Origin of the sequence: Spirillospora sp. NPDC047418 (assembly GCF_040643275.1) — a bacterium.
GTDB lineage: Bacteria > Actinomycetota > Actinomycetes > Streptosporangiales > Streptosporangiaceae > Spirillospora.
In genome coordinates, this window is the sequence record NZ_JBEYTW010000004.1 from 45,223 (window position 1) to 61,113 (window position 15,891).

General features: G+C 74.4%; 14 protein-coding genes and 1 pseudogene. 6 read left to right on the forward strand and 9 right to left on the reverse strand.

What is annotated here, in order from left to right:
- Positions 1 to 96: 96 nt before the first annotated feature.
- Positions 97 to 747, reverse strand: a pseudogene (locus tag ABZ806_RS03370) (serine/threonine-protein kinase); the annotation flags it as partial.
- 78 nt (positions 748 to 825) lie between these two features.
- Entirely contained in the window at positions 826 to 2,781 is a 1,956-nt protein-coding gene (locus tag ABZ806_RS03375; RefSeq protein WP_500215017.1) for a WD40 repeat domain-containing serine/threonine protein kinase, read from the reverse strand.
- 167 nt (positions 2,782 to 2,948) lie between these two features.
- Between ABZ806_RS03375 and ABZ806_RS03380 the strand changes: the two genes are divergently transcribed.
- Together ABZ806_RS03380 and ABZ806_RS03385 are read left to right on the forward strand one after the other, a co-directional pair.
- Positions 2,949 to 3,425, forward strand: a complete 477-nt coding sequence (locus ABZ806_RS03380; RefSeq protein WP_500215018.1) for a MarR family winged helix-turn-helix transcriptional regulator — start codon at positions 2,949 to 2,951, stop codon at positions 3,423 to 3,425.
- 98 nt (positions 3,426 to 3,523) lie between these two features.
- Positions 3,524 to 4,633, forward strand: a complete 1,110-nt coding sequence (locus ABZ806_RS03385) for an NAD(P)/FAD-dependent oxidoreductase (RefSeq protein ID WP_500215019.1) — start codon at positions 3,524 to 3,526, stop codon at positions 4,631 to 4,633.
- A 48-nt stretch (positions 4,634 to 4,681) separates the two neighbouring features.
- Here ABZ806_RS03385 and ABZ806_RS03390 read toward each other — a convergent pair whose 3' ends face one another.
- Together ABZ806_RS03390 and ABZ806_RS03395 are read right to left on the reverse strand one after the other, a co-directional pair.
- Positions 4,682 to 5,299 (reverse strand): histidine phosphatase family protein, encoded by a 618-nt coding sequence (locus ABZ806_RS03390; RefSeq protein WP_500215020.1) that lies wholly within the window; start codon positions 5,297 to 5,299, stop codon positions 4,682 to 4,684.
- Positions 5,296 to 6,090: a class I SAM-dependent methyltransferase gene (locus tag ABZ806_RS03395; protein WP_500215021.1), complete on the reverse strand. Its 795-nt coding sequence runs from the start codon at positions 6,088 to 6,090 to the stop codon at positions 5,296 to 5,298. Before ABZ806_RS03395 ends, ABZ806_RS03390 begins: the two co-directional genes overlap by 4 nt.
- 50 nt (positions 6,091 to 6,140) lie before the next feature.
- On the opposite strand from ABZ806_RS03395, the gene ABZ806_RS03400 reads away from it, so the two are divergent.
- Positions 6,141 to 6,728 (forward strand): TetR/AcrR family transcriptional regulator, encoded by a 588-nt coding sequence (locus ABZ806_RS03400; protein ID WP_500215022.1) that lies wholly within the window; start codon positions 6,141 to 6,143, stop codon positions 6,726 to 6,728.
- 108 nt (positions 6,729 to 6,836) lie between these two features.
- Here ABZ806_RS03400 and ABZ806_RS03405 read toward each other — a convergent pair whose 3' ends face one another.
- Complete coding sequence (locus tag ABZ806_RS03405) at positions 6,837 to 7,580, reverse strand: FkbM family methyltransferase (protein ID WP_500215023.1); 744 nt, start codon at positions 7,578 to 7,580, stop codon at positions 6,837 to 6,839.
- A gap of 90 nt (positions 7,581 to 7,670) precedes the next feature.
- Here ABZ806_RS03405 and ABZ806_RS03410 point away from each other — a divergent pair, with 90 nt between their 5' ends.
- Together ABZ806_RS03410 and ABZ806_RS03415 are read left to right on the forward strand one after the other, a co-directional pair.
- On the forward strand, positions 7,671 to 8,207 hold the full coding sequence (locus ABZ806_RS03410) for a SigE family RNA polymerase sigma factor (RefSeq protein WP_500215024.1): 537 nt from the start codon (positions 7,671 to 7,673) through the stop codon (positions 8,205 to 8,207).
- Complete coding sequence (locus ABZ806_RS03415) at positions 8,197 to 9,438, forward strand: TolB-like translocation protein (RefSeq protein WP_500215025.1); 1,242 nt, start codon at positions 8,197 to 8,199, stop codon at positions 9,436 to 9,438. Before ABZ806_RS03410 ends, ABZ806_RS03415 begins: the two co-directional genes overlap by 11 nt.
- 55 nt (positions 9,439 to 9,493) lie before the next feature.
- On the opposite strand, the gene ABZ806_RS03420 is transcribed toward ABZ806_RS03415, so the two are convergent.
- The 4 genes from ABZ806_RS03420 to ABZ806_RS03435 are packed head-to-tail and all read right to left on the reverse strand — an operon-like array spanning position 9,494 to position 15,141.
- Positions 9,494 to 10,642, reverse strand: a complete 1,149-nt coding sequence (locus ABZ806_RS03420; protein ID WP_500215026.1) for an acyl-CoA dehydrogenase family protein — start codon at positions 10,640 to 10,642, stop codon at positions 9,494 to 9,496.
- Positions 10,643 to 10,646: 4 nt separating this feature from the next.
- Positions 10,647 to 11,570, reverse strand: a complete 924-nt coding sequence (locus ABZ806_RS03425) for a hydroxymethylglutaryl-CoA lyase (protein WP_500215027.1) — start codon at positions 11,568 to 11,570, stop codon at positions 10,647 to 10,649.
- The gene (locus ABZ806_RS03430; protein ID WP_500215028.1) at positions 11,567 to 13,519 is read right to left on the reverse strand and encodes an acetyl/propionyl/methylcrotonyl-CoA carboxylase subunit alpha; all 1,953 of its coding nucleotides are present in this window, start codon (positions 13,517 to 13,519) and stop codon (positions 11,567 to 11,569) included. The genes ABZ806_RS03425 and ABZ806_RS03430 overlap by 4 nt, the downstream gene beginning before the upstream one ends.
- 8 nt (positions 13,520 to 13,527) lie before the next feature.
- Positions 13,528 to 15,141 carry a carboxyl transferase domain-containing protein gene (locus ABZ806_RS03435; protein WP_500215029.1) on the reverse strand — a complete coding sequence of 538 codons (1,614 nt, stop codon included), beginning with the start codon at positions 15,139 to 15,141 and terminating at the stop codon, positions 13,528 to 13,530.
- Between the two features lie 88 nt (positions 15,142 to 15,229).
- On the opposite strand from ABZ806_RS03435, the gene ABZ806_RS03440 reads away from it, so the two are divergent.
- The gene (locus ABZ806_RS03440; RefSeq protein ID WP_500215030.1) at positions 15,230 to 15,841 is read left to right on the forward strand and encodes an SACE_7040 family transcriptional regulator; all 612 of its coding nucleotides are present in this window, start codon (positions 15,230 to 15,232) and stop codon (positions 15,839 to 15,841) included.
- Positions 15,842 to 15,891: the final 50 nt, after the last annotated feature.

Consider the following 15,891-nt stretch of genomic DNA (forward strand, 5'->3'; position numbering starts at 1 on the left):
GCGGGGGAGGCGGCGCGGCGGTGCGCCGTTGAGCGCCGCGAGGACCTCCGGGACCGGCGGCCGCCGCGCCGGGTCCTTCTCCAGGCAGCGGAGGATCAGGTCGCGCAGCACCGGGTCGGTGAGCCCGGCCACGTCGGGCGGTGCGCCGACGATCTTGTGGACGATGGCGGGGACGGTCGGCGCGTCGAACGGGCCGCGCCCGAGCGCGGCGTAGGCGAGCACGCAGCCGAGCGCGAACACGTCGCTCGGCGGGCCGGCGGCGTCGGCGCGCACCTGCTCGGGCGACATGAACGAGAACGTGCCGACGACCGCTCCGGTGGAGGTCAGCGCGGTCGCGCCGGCCGCGCGGGCGATGCCGAAGTCGATGATCCGGGGGCCGTCCGGGCTCATGATCACGTTGCCGGGTTTGAGGTCGCGGTGCACCAGCCCGCACGCGTGGACGGCGGCGAGGCCCTCGGCCAGCCCGGCGCCCAGTTCGCGCACCGCGGCCGGGGCGAGGGGACCCTGGCGCTGGACGGTCTGCCGCAGCGACGGGCCCGGGATGAACGCGGTCGCCATCCACGGCGACGCGGCGTCCGGGTCGGCGTCCACGACCTGCGCGGTGTGGAACCCGCCGACGCGGCGGGCGGCCTCGATCTCGCGGGCGAACCGGCGGCGGAACCCCGGGTCGGCGGCGTACTCGGCGCGGACGGTCTTCACCGCGACCTCGCGGCCGCCCGGCGACGTCCCGAGGAACACCTCGCCCATGCCGCCCGCGCCGAGCCGTCCGCGCAGGCGGTAGGGGCCGACCTCGCGGGGGTCGTCGTCGCGCAGCGCATCCACCGGTCAGACCTTCCAGAGCGTGACGGTGCCGTCCGGCTTGGAGCCGCCGACGGCGGCGACCAGCGTGCCGCCGGAGGCGAGGGCTATCTTGGCGACGGGCTGCGGGTGCCCGACGAGCGTCGCGGTGAGCGCGCCGGTGGCGGTGCTCCAGACGCGGACGGTCCGGTCGGAGCAGGCGCCGAGGACGGACCCGCCGTCCGGGGAGATCTCCACGTCCCGCACCTTCGCCTCGCCCGCGTCGATGACGCGCACGGAGCGGCGCGCGGCGGCGTCCCAGATCCGGACCGTCGAGTCCGTGCCGCAGCTGGCGAGGCGCCCGCCGTCCGCGCTGAACGCGACGCCGGTGACGTTCGCGGTGTGCCCGGTGAGACGGCCGCGGCGGCGGAGCGTCCGGCCGTCGAGGAGCTGGACGGTGCGGCCCGGCGGCTTCTTGTAGTAGCCGTCGACCCCGACCGCGACGGTCCCGCCGTCCGGGCTGAAGGCGACCGCGTTGACGCCGCTGTGGCCGAGGTCGAAGGACGCCCGGGTGCGGCCGGTGGCGGCGTCGAACAGCCGGGCGTCGGGGTTGGCGCCCGCGATCGTGCGGCCGTCCGGGCTGTAGGCCAGCGCGTTCAGACCGAACTCGCCGGTCCGCACGTTCACCTTGAGGCGCCCGGTCGCCACGTCCCAGACCAGCAACTGTCCAGAGGAGGTGGACGAACTCGCCAGCGACGCGCCGTCCGGGCTGAACGCGAGCGCGCCCACCCAGCCCGTCTTGCGGATCGTGCGGAGGACGCGCCCGGTCGCGACGTCCCACAGGGTGATCGTGGCGTCGAGCCCCCCGGCGGCGACCGTCCGCCCGTCGCGGCTGACGGCGACCTCGTCGAGGGCCTTGACGTCCGGCGCGCTGAGCGACCCGCTGTGGGGGATCAGCCCGTCCGGCCGGGGCGGCGGGGCGGGCGGCGCGGCGGCGGCCGGCTTCTCCTCCCCGCGGGTCAGGAAGAACGCCGCCGGCACGCCCACCGCGACCACCGCGGCCGCGGCCCCGCCGATCAGCAGCGCGCGGCGGCCGACCGGCGCCGGGGCCGCCGCCGGGGCGTCTCGCAGCCGGGTCGCGGAGAGCGTCGCGTTGGCGTGCGTACCGGCCTCGTCGCCGGGCGGGACGGTGTCCGGCGGCGGCCCGATGCTCTCCGGTGCGGTGATGAGCGCGTCCAGGGCGGGCCGCCGGGCCGGGTCCTTGGCGAGGCAGGCGGCGATCATGTTGCGGAGGTCGTCCGGGAGCGCGGACAGGTCCGGCTCCTCGTGCAGGACGCGGTGCACGATCGCCGGGATGGTCGCCGCGTCGAACGGGCCGCGCCCGGTCGCGGCGCAGGCGAGCACGCAGCCGAGCGAGAACACGTCGCCGGACGGCCCCGGCATGTCGCCGAGCACCTGCTCCGGCGACATGTAGGCGTAGGTGCCGACGACCGCTCCGGCGCTGGTCAGCGCGGTCGCGTCGGCCGCGCGGGCGATGCCGAAGTCGATGATGCGCGGGCCGTCCGCCGCCATGATGACGTTGCCCGGCTTGAGGTCGCGGTGCACGAGCCCGCACGCGTGGATCGCGGCGAGGCCCTCGGCCAGCCCGGACGCGAGCGCCCGCACCGCGCCGGGATCGAGCGGCCCGCGCTCGGCGACGACCTCCCGCAGGGACGGGCCGGGGATGAACGCGGTGACCAGCCACGGCGACGCGGCCTCGGGGTCGGCGTCCACGACCTGCGCGGTGTGGAACCCGCCGACCCGGCGGGCCGCCGCCACCTCGCGGGCGAACCGGGCGCGGAACCGCTCGTCCCCGGCGTGCTCGGCGCGGATGACCTTGACGGCGACCTGGCGGGCGCCCGGCGAGACCCCGAGGAACACCTGCCCCATGCCGCCCGCGCCCAGCCGGGCTTCGAGCTCGTAGGGGCCGATCCGCCGGGGATCTCCGGGATGCAGGGGTTCCATGTCTCACCCGTCGTGGGTCGGGACGTGTAAGGGGCACTGTCTAGCAGACACAAATGTCTCTTCGACGCCGTTCCCCCCGCACTGTGACGCACGGCATGCCCGGTCCACCCCCCCGCGCCGCCCGGCGGCCCCCTGGTAGTTCGTTGGGCGAACTGTAGGGTGGGGATGTGGGTGAGCGGGAAGTCGGGCAGCTCGGGATCGTGTCGGCGCTGGTGCGCGGCGCCTTCCTGGTGAATGCCGTCTATGCCAAGGCGGCGCGCGAGTACGGCATCACGTCGCAGCAGGGGCAGCTGCTGTGCATGCTGATGGCGCGGCCGCGGGGAATGGGCGAGCTGGGCGGGATGCTCGGGCTGGCCAAATCGAGTCTTACCGGCCTGGTGGACCGCACCGAACGCAACGGCCTGGTCCAGCGCGAGCCGGACCCGGACGACATGCGCGCGGTGCGGGTCGAGCTGACCGCTCAGGGCAAGGAGCTCGCGGACGATTTCTACGCCGAGACCTTCCGCCGGATCGAGGAGCTGCCCGCGGGGCTCGACCCCGAAGAGCGGGACATGCTCGCCGGCCTGCTCGGACGCGTCGTGCTGGACAACAAGGTCCCGGTCGTCTTCGCGGAACCGGGCGAAGGGGGTGCACCCGAGCACTGACGCCCGGCTCCCGCGACGCTGAGGGGTTGTGGTTCGTACTACGAACTAATAATGTTCGTAGTACGAACTCAACCTTTCTTTGCGGGGAGCGTGAAGTCATGGCTCGTACGGTCGCCGTCATCGGCGGAGGGTACGGAGGCTCGGCGGTCGCCAAGGCGCTGGACGCGGAGGCCGACGTCGTCCTGATCGATCCCCGGGACGCGTTCGTCAACGCGGCGGCGTCGTTGCGGGCGCTGACCCGGCCCGACTGGGCGGAGAACATGTTCTTCCCCTACGGCACCCTGCTCGCGCGGGGCACGGTGCTGCGCGACCGCGCGGTCTCGGTGGATCCCGGCGGTGTCGCGCTGGCCTCCGGGCGGCGCGTCGATGCGGACTACCTCGTGCTCGCGTCCGGTTCCGGCTACGCGTATCCGGCGAAGCCCAGCGCCGACTCGACCGGCGAGGCGCTGGACGATCTGCGCCGCACGCACAAGGAGCTGGCCGGCGCCGACCGGGTGCTGATCGCCGGCGCCGGGCCGGTCGGCCTGGAGCTGGCCGGCGAGATCAAGGACGTGTGGCCGGGCAAGCGGGTGACCATCGTCGATCCGGCCGGAGAACTGCTTCCCGGCTTCGAGCCCGAGATGTGCCGGGATCTGCGCGACCAGCTGGACGCGATGGGCGTCCGGCTCCGGCTGGGCACCGGGCTGGCACTGCCGCCCGCGACCGAGCCGGGGCGGGCGGAGACGTTCACCGCCACCACCACCGGCGGCGAGGAGATCACCGCCGACATCTGGTTCCGCGCCCACGGGGTGCGGATCAACAGCGGCTACCTGGCCGACGGACGGCTCACGGCCCGCACGGCCCGCACGGCCCGCACGGCCCGGGGGCTGGTCCCCGTCACCGAGTCCTTGAACGTCCGCGGGCACGACCACGTCTACGCGGTCGGCGACATCACCGACGTCCCCGAGGCCAAGCGGGCCGGAGCCGCGATGCGGCACGCCGAGGTCGTGGCGGAGAACATCACCGCCCAGGTGCGCGGCGAGCGGCCCGCGGCCGTGTACCGGGCCGTGCCCGACCCGATGATCTTCCTGCCGCTGGGGCCGCGCGGAGGGGTGGGCCAGTTGCCCTCGCCCGGCGGCCCGACCGTCGTGCCGACCGCGATGGTCGTCGAGCAGAAGGGCATCGACCTGTTCACCGGCCGCTTCGCCGCGCTCTTCGGCACCGCCTGACCGGCCGAAAGGAGGGAAAGGCCGCGGGCCGACCGTGGCGGGCCATCCCTAGCCCGGCGGACGCCCGGGCGTCACCGGCCAGGCCGGGCAGGTCCATCTTTCGCCGCGTCGCTCGATGAGGAAAGGGTGCGCGTGCGGCAGGGGAGTGCCCCACACCCCGGCGCCGAGGGCGCACAGCCGGCTCACGGCGACGGTGAGGCTTGCCACGTGGCCCACCAGGGCGACGGTCTCCCCGGCGTGGGCGGCGGCGATCCTCAGGAGCGCCGCCGTCATGCGGGCGACGACCTCCTGCCCGGACTCGCCGTCCGCCACCCGCTGCGCCAGGTCCCGCTCGGCGACCCAGGCGCGGAGGACCTCCGCCGTCCGGGCGCGGACGGCCGCGTCCCGCGATCCCTCGTGCTCGCCGATCCCCACCTCGGCGAGTTCGGGGAGTGTCGTGACGCCGGCACCCGGCGCGGCCAGCAGCCGGGCGGTCTCCCGTGCCCGGACGGCCGGGCCGGAGTAGACGCGGACGATCGGCTCGGCCGCGAGGAGGTGCCCGGCGGCGGCGGCCTGCCGGCGGCCGCGTGCCGTGAGGGGCGCGGCCGGGACGGCTCCCGCCACGCCGTTCGTGACGTTCTCGGACTCGGCATGGCGCAGGCACCACACGCGGACCCGGTCGTTCACGACTCGCGGAGCGCGGTGGCGGCGACCGTGGTGTAGCCCATCGTGAACGCGCCGCCCGCCGCGTCGATGGCGGCGCCGATGTCGGCGAGGATCTGCTGCCGCCCGTCCGCCGGGACCCGCGAGTGCAGGCCGAAGGTCGGGACCTGCTCCAGCCATTCGTCGCGGGTGTAGCGGCGATCCCAGGGGAACCGCCACTCCTCCGGCTCGCCGAAGCCGCCCGCCTCCCGCATGCCGTCGGACGCCTTGTCGCACATCAGCGAGTACGCCTCCGGGCCGGGCAGCGGGCGCTGGAAGAGCGGCGAGCCGGGCATGGCCCGGCGGTAGGCGGCGGCCATGGCGTCCCCGAGTTCGGGCGGAGGCCGGAACGAGTGCCAGAACACCGCCAGGCGCCCGCCGGGGCGCAGCGCCCGCGCCGCCGTGGCCGCGCCCGCGACCGGGTCGACCCAGTGCCACGCCTGCCCGGCGGCGACCGTGTCGAACGTCCGGCCGGCCGGGTCCCAGTCCTCGATCGTGGACACCTCGACCGGGACGCCGGCCCGCTCGGCCAGCTCGGCCATGCGGGCGTCGGGCTCGACGCCGAGGACGCGGCACCCGGCCGCCCGGAACTGGCGGGCCGCGATGCCGGTCCCGCATCCGACGTCCAGGACGTCGGGCCCGACGGCGGCGAGCCGGGCGACGAGCGCGTCCGGATACGCGGGCCGCGTCCGGTCGTAGCGTTCGGCGTCCGCGCCGAACGACTCCGCCACGTCGCGGGCCTGATGGGGTTCGGGTTCGTTCGCTAGAGTGGGCATGTGCCCACCATAGTGGGCGCTTGCCCACTCGTCCAGGGAGAGGATGCGCGGTGCCGACAGGGGTGGCCCTCCGGGACGTCCGCGAGCAGCTGTTCGACGCCGCCGAGCGGATCCTGCTCCGGGACGGACCGAGCGCGCTGACCAGCCGCGCGGTCACCGACGAGGCGGGCGTCGCCAAGGGCGTCCTGCACCGGCACTTCGCCGACTTCGACGCCTTCCTCGCCGATTTCGTCCTCGACCGCGTCGACCGGATGGACCCGCAGGCCGCCGCGCTGCGCGAGTCCGCCGGGACGGGGACGGTCGGCGGCAACCTCACCGACGCGCTGACGGCGCTGTTCGACTCGGTCGCCGTCGCGATCGTCCCGCTGGTCACCTTCCGGACCCAGTTGCGCGTCCTGCTCCGGCGGACGCTGCCGGCCGGCGTCCCCGTCCTGACGGAGGCGGTGGGCGTGATCGAGTCCTATCTCACCGCCGAGCGCGACCTCGGCCGCCTCGCGCCCGGCGCCGACGTCGAGACGCTCGCCCCGACCCTGATCGGCGCCGCGCACCTCCTGTTCGCCGACCGCTCCGGCCCACGCCCGGAGCGCGACGCCGTCGAGAGGATGGTGTCGACGGTCATCGGGGGAGTCGTCCGGTGACCGCGACCCGGGAGCGAAGAGCGTACGCTCCACGTGCTGCGTATCGGTGTACTCGCGGACGGACGTGATCTTGGCTCCCCGCCGGCCCCGCCTGAGTCGCGCGGCGGGTCAGGCGGAGCGCAGCCGGGCGTAGACGTCGCCGGAGCGGCCGCGCGGGCGGATGCGCTCCAGTTGCCGCCGCAGCTCCGGGGCGTCCAGCCACCGGGGGCTCGCGAGCCGCATCGTCTCGACGGGCGAGTAGTTGTACTCGTACGGACCGAGCCGCTCCACGATGCGCAGCACCTCCAGGGACGCGTCGTGCGCCGAGGGGATGTACTCGAACGACAGCGCGGGAACCGGCCGGGTCAGGCCCGCGAGGACGTCCGCCTCGAAGCCCTCCACGTCGATCTTGCAGAAGGCCGGCACGCCGTGCGCCGCGATGAGGTCGTCCAGCGTGGTCACCGCGACCTCGGCCGACCGGTCCCAGCGGACGCGGGCGAAGCTGCTGTCCGCCGTCACCGACCTGATCCAGTCGGATGACATCGAGGACACCGTCGGAGTGGCGCTGGACAGGGCCAGCTGAGCCTTCCCCCGCTCGGCCCCCGCCGCGCCCGGCACGATCGCGACGTCCCGGTCGCGGCCGTAGAGGAGCCGCAGCACGCGCAGGCAGTCGGGCTGCGGCTCGACCGCGACCACGCGCGCCCCGAGATGCCGCCACACGCGCACCCGTCCGCCCACGTGCGCACCGATGTCGAAGGCCACGTCGCCGGGTCCGAGGAACTCGCCGTAGAGCCGCATCGCGCGCCGGTGCTTGCCCGGAACCCCGTAGTACATGACCAGCGACCGGGCGATCCCGTAGGCACGCAGCAGCATCCGCCGACCCTACCGCGCCCTCTGCGCGATGGCCGAGTGCAACAGAATCGGGGGCTCGGGCGTCCTGGGGGCGATGGGAAGGACGGGCCTTTGGACGACGACGACGGCGTGGGGTACGAGGAGTTCGTGGCGAGCCGCGCGCAGGCTCTGCTGCGGTACGGCTTCGTCCTCACCGGCAATGCCGATGACGCGGCCGACCTGCTGCAGGAAGGACTGATCAGGTTGCGCGGCGCCTGGGGACGGGTGCTCAACAAGCGCGACCCCGAGGGGTACGTCCGCACGATCATGGCGCGGCAGCACATCAGCATGTGGCGCCGGCGCAGGCGCGAGCACCTGATGGGCAGCGTGCCGGAACGGCACTACGACGACCGCGGGCTGGAGCGCGCCGAGCACGACCCGCGGCTGTGGGAGGCGCTGGCGACGCTGCCCCGGCGGCAGCGGGCGGTGCTGGTCCTGCGCTACTACGAGGACCTGCCGGACGAGGACATCGCCCGGATGCTCGGCATCTCGCGCGGGACGGTCCGCAGCCAGGCGGCCCGCGCACTCGGCAAGCTTCGCGCGGACTGGCGTCCGGCCGCCGCGCAGACGGTGGGAGAGCACATGGTGGGAGGGCACAGTGACCGATGATCTGGACCGCGCGCTGCGCGGCACGCTGGCGACCGCTGCGCAGGAGGCGCCGTCCGTCCGGCCGGAGCTGCTGGACCGGGTGGAGGCCGTGCGCCGCGGCAGGAGGCGCCGCAGGATGTCGGCCGCCGCGCTCGGCACCGCGGTCGTCCTCGGCGGGGCGGGCGTGGTCGGCACGCAGCTCGGGAGCGGTGACGGCGCGGTGCCGGTCGCCGCGGCCGGCGCACTGAAGCCGGTGGCGCGGGCCGACCTCGCCGACGCGGTCAAGGTGCGCGAACGGTGGCCGGACGCCGTCCGGAAGCTCCCCGCCCGGCTGCCGAACGGGAGCGTCCTGCGGCCCGTCGCGCTGCTGGACGGCGACGTGCTGGTCGGGGCGACCGAATCGTCCCTGCAGCGCCCGGACCGGCTGTGGTCCTACGACCTCGGCGCGCGCAGGGCCAAGGTGATCACCAACATCGTGATCCCCGGCGGATCGAAGATCTTCGCGTCGGACTTCGCCGTCGGCGGCGGCCAGGTCGTCTGGTGGCTGTCGTACCGGGCGGACGGCCGCGACACGGTCGAGATCTGGGGCGCGCCGGTCGCCGGCGGCACCGCGCACAAGATCGCCGGGATGCCCGGGGCCGAGGTGTCCACGCTGCTCGTCGACGGGGACGACATCGTCTGGGCCGCGAGCGGCGGCGTGTACAGGGCGCCGCTGACGGGTGGCGCGCCCGCGAAGATCCCCGGCACCGAGGGCTTCGGGATCGTGTCCTGGCCCTGGATCGGCTCACCGGCGTCCCACGGGGACAAGCTCGGGTACGTCCGTTACCGGACCATCAAGAACGTGCGGACCGGAGAGCGCCGCGGGGCCCGCCTCGCGCCGTTCAAGGGGGCCTGGACGTGCGGGGTGACCTGGTGCGTCGGCGGCTCCGCGACGGGCGTCCGCTACAAGGGCGAGATGCCGCCGATCGCCGTGCAGCGCAGGGACGGGAAGGCCGGCAGGACGCTGCCCGTGGAGGGCAACGTCCTCGCGCCGGGGGCCGGCGTCGTCTACGGGCGGTTCCTCCCGTACTACCCGGACGGTCCCAAGACGGAGACCCACATCCTGTACGACGTCCAGAACGGCACGGTGCTCGACACCGGCATCCGGCGGCACGACGAGGTGATCGGGGGCCCGAAGAACCGGCAGAACCCCCAGTACTTCCTCACGAACAAGGACGGGACCACGCTGCTGGACTTCTCGAAGATCGGCTGACGGCGCGGCACGGCCGCCGCCCGTCCCGCGCTCGCGGGGCGGGCGGCGCCGCGGGTCAGGACGGCGGCAGGCCGAGCGCGCGGGCGATCAGCATGCGCTGCACCTCCGAGGTGCCCTCGCCCACTTCGAGGATCTTGGCGTCGCGGTAGAAGCGGCCGACGGCGTACTCGTTCATGAAGCCGTAGCCGCCGAAGACCTGGGTGGCGTCGCGGGCGTTGTCCATGGCGGCGTTGGAGGCGACCAGCTTGGCGATCGCGGCCTCCTTCTTGAACTGCTCGCCGCGCAGCATCTTCGCGGCCGCCGCGTAGTAGGCGAGCCGGGCGGTGTGCGCCCGCGTCTCCATGTCGGCGATCTTGAACTGCATGGCCTGGTAGCGGCCGATCTCCTTGCCGAACGCCTCCCGCTCCCGGGCGTAGCGCAGCGACTCGTCCACGCAGCCCTGGGCGAGGCCGACCGACAGCGCGGCGATCGCGATGCGGCCCTCGTCCAGGATGCGGAGGAACTGCGCGTAGCCCCGGCCGCGCTCCCCGACCAGGTTCTCGGCGGGGACCCGCACGTCGTCGAAGGACAGCTCGCGCGTGTCGGACGACGACCAGCCGACCTTCGAGTACTTGCGCCCGACCGTGAAGCCGGGTGTGCCGTTCGGGACGAGGATCGTGGAGATCTCGTTCTCGCCGGTGAACGCCGTGACGGTGACGAACGCGGTGATGTCGGTGCCGGAGTTGGTGATGAACGCCTTCGACCCGTTGATCACCCAGGAGTCGCCGTCCAGCCGGGCGGTGGTGCGCATGCCGCCGGGGACGTCGGAGCCGCCGCCCGGCTCGGTCAGCCCGAACCCGGCCAGCCGCTCGCCGGAGGTGAGCAGCGGCAGCCAGCGCTCCTTCTGCTCCGCCGAGCCGAAGCGGTAGACCGGCATCGCGCCCAGCGAGACGCCCGCCTCCAGCGTGATCGCCACCGACGAGTCGACGCGGGCGAGTTCCTCCAGGGCGAGGCACAGCGTGAAGTAGTCGCCGCCCATGCCGCCGTGCTCCTCGGGGAACGGCAGCCCGAACAGCCCCATCTTCCCCATCGCGGCGACGATCTCGTACGGGAACTCGCCGCGCTCGTACAGGTCCCCGATCACGGGGGCGACGCTCTCGCGGGCGAACCGCTCGACCGTGCGCCGCAGTTCCTCCTGCTCGTCGCTCAACGTGAAGTCGATCATGGTCTTACTCCGATTCCGGGGAGAGGGCCTGGACGACGCGGGACGGGCTCGGACGGCCCAGGCGCCCGGCCATCCAGCGGCTGGTGGACACGAGTTTCGCGAGGTCGACGCCGGTGTCGATGCCGAGTCCGTGCAGCATCCAGACGAGGTCCTCGGTGGGCAGGTTGCCGGTGGCGCTCTCGGCGTAGGGGCAGCCGCCGAGACCGCCCGCCGACGCGTCCACGACGGTGACGCCCGCCTGGAGCGCGGCGAGGGTGTTGGCGAGCGCCTGCCCGTAGGTGTCGTGGAAGTGGACGGCGAGCCGCTCGGTGCCGATGCCCGCCTCGACGAGCGCCCCGATCAGGGCGGTGACCCGGCCGGGCGTGCCGACGCCGATCGTGTCGCCGAGGCTGAGCTGGGAGCAGCCCATGTCCATCAGCCGGGACGCGACGGACACCACCTGCGAGACGGGGACGTCGCCCTCCCACGGATCGCCGCACACCATCGAGACGTAGGCGCGCACCCAGAGGCCCTCGGCGCGCGCGCGGTCCACGACCGGGGCGAACATCGCGAGGGACTCGTCCACCGTGCGGTTGAGGTTGCGGCGGGCGAACGTCTCGGTCGCGCTGCCGAACACGGCGATCTCGGTGACGCCGTTGGACAGCGCCCGCTCCAGGCCCCGCTCGTTCGGGACGAGCACCGGATAGCGCAGCCGCGGCGAGCGCGGCAGGATGTCCAGGAGCTGCTCGGCGTCGGCGAGCTGCGGCACCCACTTCGGGTGCACGAAGCTGGTCGTCTCGATCGTCCGGAGGCCCGCGTCCGCCAGCCGGGTCACGAACTCCGACTTGACGCCGACCGGGACGACCGCCTTCTCGTTCTGCAGCCCGTCCCGCGGCCCGACCTCGTAGATCGTGACCCGCTCGGGCAGTCCGGCCAGGGATACGCTCATCGGGTCTCCTCGATCACGGCCAGTACCGCGTCCAGCGCGACCTGCGCGCCCGCGCGGACCGGTAGTTGCGCCACCACGCCGGCGAGCGGCGCGGTGACGGTGTGCTCCATCTTCATCGCCTCGACGACCACGAGCGGCTGCCCGGCCTCGACCGGGTCGCCCTCGGCCGCCTTGACGGCCAGGACCGTCCCCGGCATCGGGCTGCGCAGCACCCCGTCGCCGGCGGCGGCCGCCGCGGCGCCGCCCTCGGCGCGGACGTGCTCGCTCAGCGCCCACGCGTGCCCGCCGCGGCCGAGCCACAGCGTGCCGCCGTCGCGGGCCGCCTCGAACGAGGTCGTCCTTCCACCGTAGGTCAGGACGAACGGGCCGGTCAGCGCGGCCGCGACCGGTTCGCCGCCGCCGATCGCGACGCGGGCGGACGCGGCCCGGCCCTGGACGCGGACCTCGACCGGGTCGCCGCCGGACGGCGTGATGATCCACGGTGCCCAGGCGTGCGCGCCGGGCCGCCAGCCGTCCGGGATGTCCCACGGGTCCTCGATGTCGCCCGCGCCCGATTCAAGGGCCCGCATCCGTTCCAGCGCGGCGGCGGCGAGCACCTCCGGCGGGACGGCGCCGCCCGGGGCCAGGTCGTCCAGGGCGCGCTCGACCAGGCCCGTGTCCAGGTCGCCGGACACCACCGAGGGGTGCCGCAGCAGTGCCCGCAGGAACGCCGTGTTCGTCGGGACGCCCAGCAGCGTGTAGGCGGCGAGCGCCCGGTCGAGGCGGTGCAGGGCCTCGGCCCGGTCGGCGCCGTGGACGATCACCTTGGCCAGCATCGGGTCGTAGGAGCCGCCGACCTCGGTGCCGGTGTCCAGCCCCGAGTCGACGCGGACGCCGTCGGGTTCGCGCAGCGCCAGCACGCGCCCGCCCGTGGGTAGGAAGCCGCGCGCCGGGTCCTCGGCGTAGACGCGGGCCTCGATGGAGTGGCCGTCCAGCGCCACCTCGTCCTGGGTGAACGGCAGCGGCTCGCCCGTCGCGACCCGGAGCTGGAGCTCCACCAGGTCGAGGCCGGTGACCAGCTCGGTGACCGGGTGCTCGACCTGGAGCCGGGTGTTCATCTCCATGAAGAAGAACTCGTCCGGGCGGTCGGCGGAGACGATGTACTCGACCGTCCCCGCGCCGACGTACCCGACGGCCTGCGCGGCGGCGACGGCCGCGGCGCCCATCCGCGCGCGGGACGCCTCGTCCAGCAGCGGCGACGGCGCCTCCTCGATGATCTTCTGGTGCCGGCGCTGCAGGCTGCACTCGCGCTCGCCGAGGTGGACGGCGTGCCCGTGCGCGTCCGCGAAGACCTGGATCTCGATGTGCCGGGGGTTCGCCACGAACCGCTCGGCGAGCAGCGTGTCGTCGCCGAACGAGCCGCGCGCCTCGCGGCGGGCGGACGCGATCGCCTCCGGCAGCTCCGCCGCGTCCCGGACGAGCCGCATGCCCTTCCCGCCCCCGCCCGCCGACGGCTTGAGCAGCACCGGCAGCCCGACCTCCAGCGCGGCCGCCGCCAGCTCGGCGTCCGAGAGGCCCGCTTCGTCCCGGCCGGGGACGACCGGGACGCCGGCCGCCGCCACGGTCCGCTTCGCGCGGATCTTGTCGCCCATCGCGTCGATCGCCTCGGGCGGCGGGCCGATGAACACCAGCCCCGCCTCGCCGCACGCCCGCGCGAACGCCGTGTTCTCCGCCAGGAACCCGTACCCCGGGTGGACGGCCGCCGCCCCGGACGCGCGGGCCGCCCCGATCACCGCGGCGATGTCCAGGTACGACGGGATCCGCAGGGCCTCGTCGGCCTCCCGCACATGGCGCGCTCCCGCGTCGGCGTCGGTGTGGACCGCGACGGAGCGGACGCCGAGCCGCCGCAGCGTGCGGAACACGCGGACGGCGATCTCGCCGCGGTTGGCGACCAGGACGCTGTCGAACATCAACACCCTCACATCCGGAAGACGCCGTAGCCGACCGGCTCCAGCGGTGCGTTGGCGGCCACCGACAGCCCGAGCCCCAGCACGCGCCTGGTGTCGAGCGGGTCGATCACTCCGTCGTCCCACAGCCGCGCCGTCGAGTAGTACGGGTTGCCCTGTGCCTCGTACTGCTCGCGGATCGGCGCCTTGAACCCTTCCTCGTCGGCGGCCGGCCACTCCTCGCCGCGCGCCTCCATCTGGTCGCGGCGGACGGTCGCGAGGACGCTCGCGGCCTGCTCGCCGCCCATGACCGAGATGCGGGCGTTCGGCCACATCCACAGGAAGCGCGGCGAGTACGCCCGGCCGCACATCGCGTAGTTGCCGGCGCCGAACGAGCCGCCGATGACGACGGTGAACTTGGGGACGCGGGCGCACGCGACGGCGGTGACCATCTTCGCGCCGTGCTTGGCGATGCCGCCCGCCTCGTACTCGCGGCCGACCATGAACCCGGTGATGTTCTGCAGGAACACCAGCGGGACGCTGCGCCGGTCGCACAACTCGATGAAGTGCGCGCCCTTCTGCGCCGACTCGCCGAACAGGATGCCGTTGTTGGCGACGATCCCGACCGGGTGCCCGTGGACGCGGGCGAACCCGGTGACGAGCGTGGCGCCGTACTCCCTCTTGAACTCCTGGAAGCGGCTGCCGTCCACGATCCGGGCGATGACCTCGCGCACGTCGTAGGGGGTGCGCGAGTCGGGCGGGACGATCCCGTACAGCTCGGACGGGTCGGCGGAGGGCTCCCGGGCCGGCGCCACGTCCCACGGGCGCGGCTCGCGCGGGCCCAGCGTGGAGACGATGTCGCGGACGATCCGCAGCGCGTGCGCGTCGTCCTCGGCGAGATGGTCGGTCACCCCGGACGTCCGGGAGTGCAGCTCGCCGCCGCCCAGCTCCTCGGCCGTCACGACCTCGCCGGTCGCGGCCTTCACCAGCGGCGGCCCGCCGAGGAAGATCGTCCCCTGGCCGCGCACGATGACGGCCTCGTCGCTCATCGCCGGGACGTACGCGCCGCCGGCCGTGCACGAGCCCAGCACCGCCGCGATCTGCGGGATGCCCCGCGCCGACATCGTGGCCTGGTTGTAGAAGATGCGGCCGAAGTGCTCCCGGTCGGGGAACACCTCGTCCTGGCGGGGCAGGAACGCGCCGCCCGAGTCGACCAGGTAGAGGCACGGGAGCCGGTTCTGCAGCGCCACCTCCTGCGCCCGCAGGTGCTTCTTCACCGTGACGGGGTAGTACGTCCCGCCCTTGACGGTGGCGTCGTTGGCGACGACCACGCACTCGCGGCCGGAGACGCGGCCGACCCCGGTGATGATCCCGGCGCCCGGCGCCTCGTCCCCGTACATGCCCTCCGCGGCCAGCGGCGACAGTTCCAGGAAGGGCGAGCCGGGGTCGAGCAGCGTGTCGACCCGGTCGCGGGGGAGCAGCTTGCCGCGCGCGACATGCCGCTCGCGGGACCGCTGCGACCCGCCGCGCCCCGCCCGGTCGACCCGGTCGCGCAGCTCCGCGACCAGGGCCTCGTTGTGCGCGGCGCTCGCCTTGAACGCCTCGCCCGCGACGTCGGCGCGGGTGCCGATCTCGGGTCCGCCCATGCCCCCTCTTCCGGGTTAACGATCATTAACAATGCTCGTGCAGGCCGATGTTAACGGTTATTAACAACCTTAGTCTAGACTGCCTCCCATGACCTCCCAACGGGCCGGACGACTCGCCGGCCCGCCGAACCCGCGCCGCGCCGAGATCCTCGGCGCCGCCGCCGAGTTGTTCGCGCGCCGCGGCTACCACGGGGCGTCCATCGGCGACCTCGGCCGCGCGGTCGGGCTCACCGGGCCCGCCCTGTACCGGCACTTCAGCGGCAAGGAGGCCGTGCTCGCCGAGATGCTCCTCGACATCAGCGAGCGGCTGCTCGCCGAGGGCGTCCGCCGCGCCGCCGACGCCGACCCCGCCCGCGCCCTCGACGCGCTGCTGGCCTGGCACATCGCGTTCGCGCTCGACAACCCCGCGCTGATCACCGTGCACGAGCGGGAGCTGGACAACGTGCCGGAACCGCAGCGGCACCGCGTCCGCCGGCTGCAGCGCGCCTACGTGGAGGAATGGGTCGCCGTCCTGCGCCGGCTGGCCCCCGGCCTGCCGGACGACCGGACGCGCGCCGCCGTCCACGCCTGCTTCGGCCTGCTCAACTCCACCCCGCGCAGCGCCGCCGGCCTGGACCGCGGCGCGATGGGCGACCTCCTGCACACCATGGCCCGCGCCGCCCTCGCAGGCGTCTGCCGGCAGCGGCCCGCAGTCTCTTGACGTAGCGCCAGCAAGGCGGGTCAGATGGATCCCACGGCCGCCCGGCCATG

Excerpts from the sequence above, each read along its gene's own strand:
- ABZ806_RS03375 (WP_500215017.1), bottom strand. The coding sequence starts at position 2,781 with ATGGAACCCCTGCATCCCGGAGATCCCCGGCGGATCGGCCCCTACGAG.
- ABZ806_RS03385 (WP_500215019.1), top strand. The coding sequence starts at position 3,524 with ATGGCTCGTACGGTCGCCGTCATCGGCGGAGGGTACGGAGGCTCGGCG.
- ABZ806_RS03395 (WP_500215021.1), bottom strand. The coding sequence starts at position 6,090 with ATGCCCACTCTAGCGAACGAACCCGAACCCCATCAGGCCCGCGACGTG.
- ABZ806_RS03405 (WP_500215023.1), bottom strand. The coding sequence starts at position 7,580 with ATGCTGCTGCGTGCCTACGGGATCGCCCGGTCGCTGGTCATGTACTAC.
- ABZ806_RS03420 (WP_500215026.1), bottom strand. The coding sequence starts at position 10,642 with ATGATCGACTTCACGTTGAGCGACGAGCAGGAGGAACTGCGGCGCACG.
- ABZ806_RS03425 (WP_500215027.1), bottom strand. The coding sequence starts at position 11,570 with ATGAGCGTATCCCTGGCCGGACTGCCCGAGCGGGTCACGATCTACGAG.
- ABZ806_RS03430 (WP_500215028.1), bottom strand. The coding sequence starts at position 13,519 with ATGTTCGACAGCGTCCTGGTCGCCAACCGCGGCGAGATCGCCGTCCGC.
- ABZ806_RS03435 (WP_500215029.1), bottom strand. The coding sequence starts at position 15,141 with ATGGGCGGACCCGAGATCGGCACCCGCGCCGACGTCGCGGGCGAGGCG.
- ABZ806_RS03440 (WP_500215030.1), top strand. The coding sequence starts at position 15,230 with ATGACCTCCCAACGGGCCGGACGACTCGCCGGCCCGCCGAACCCGCGC.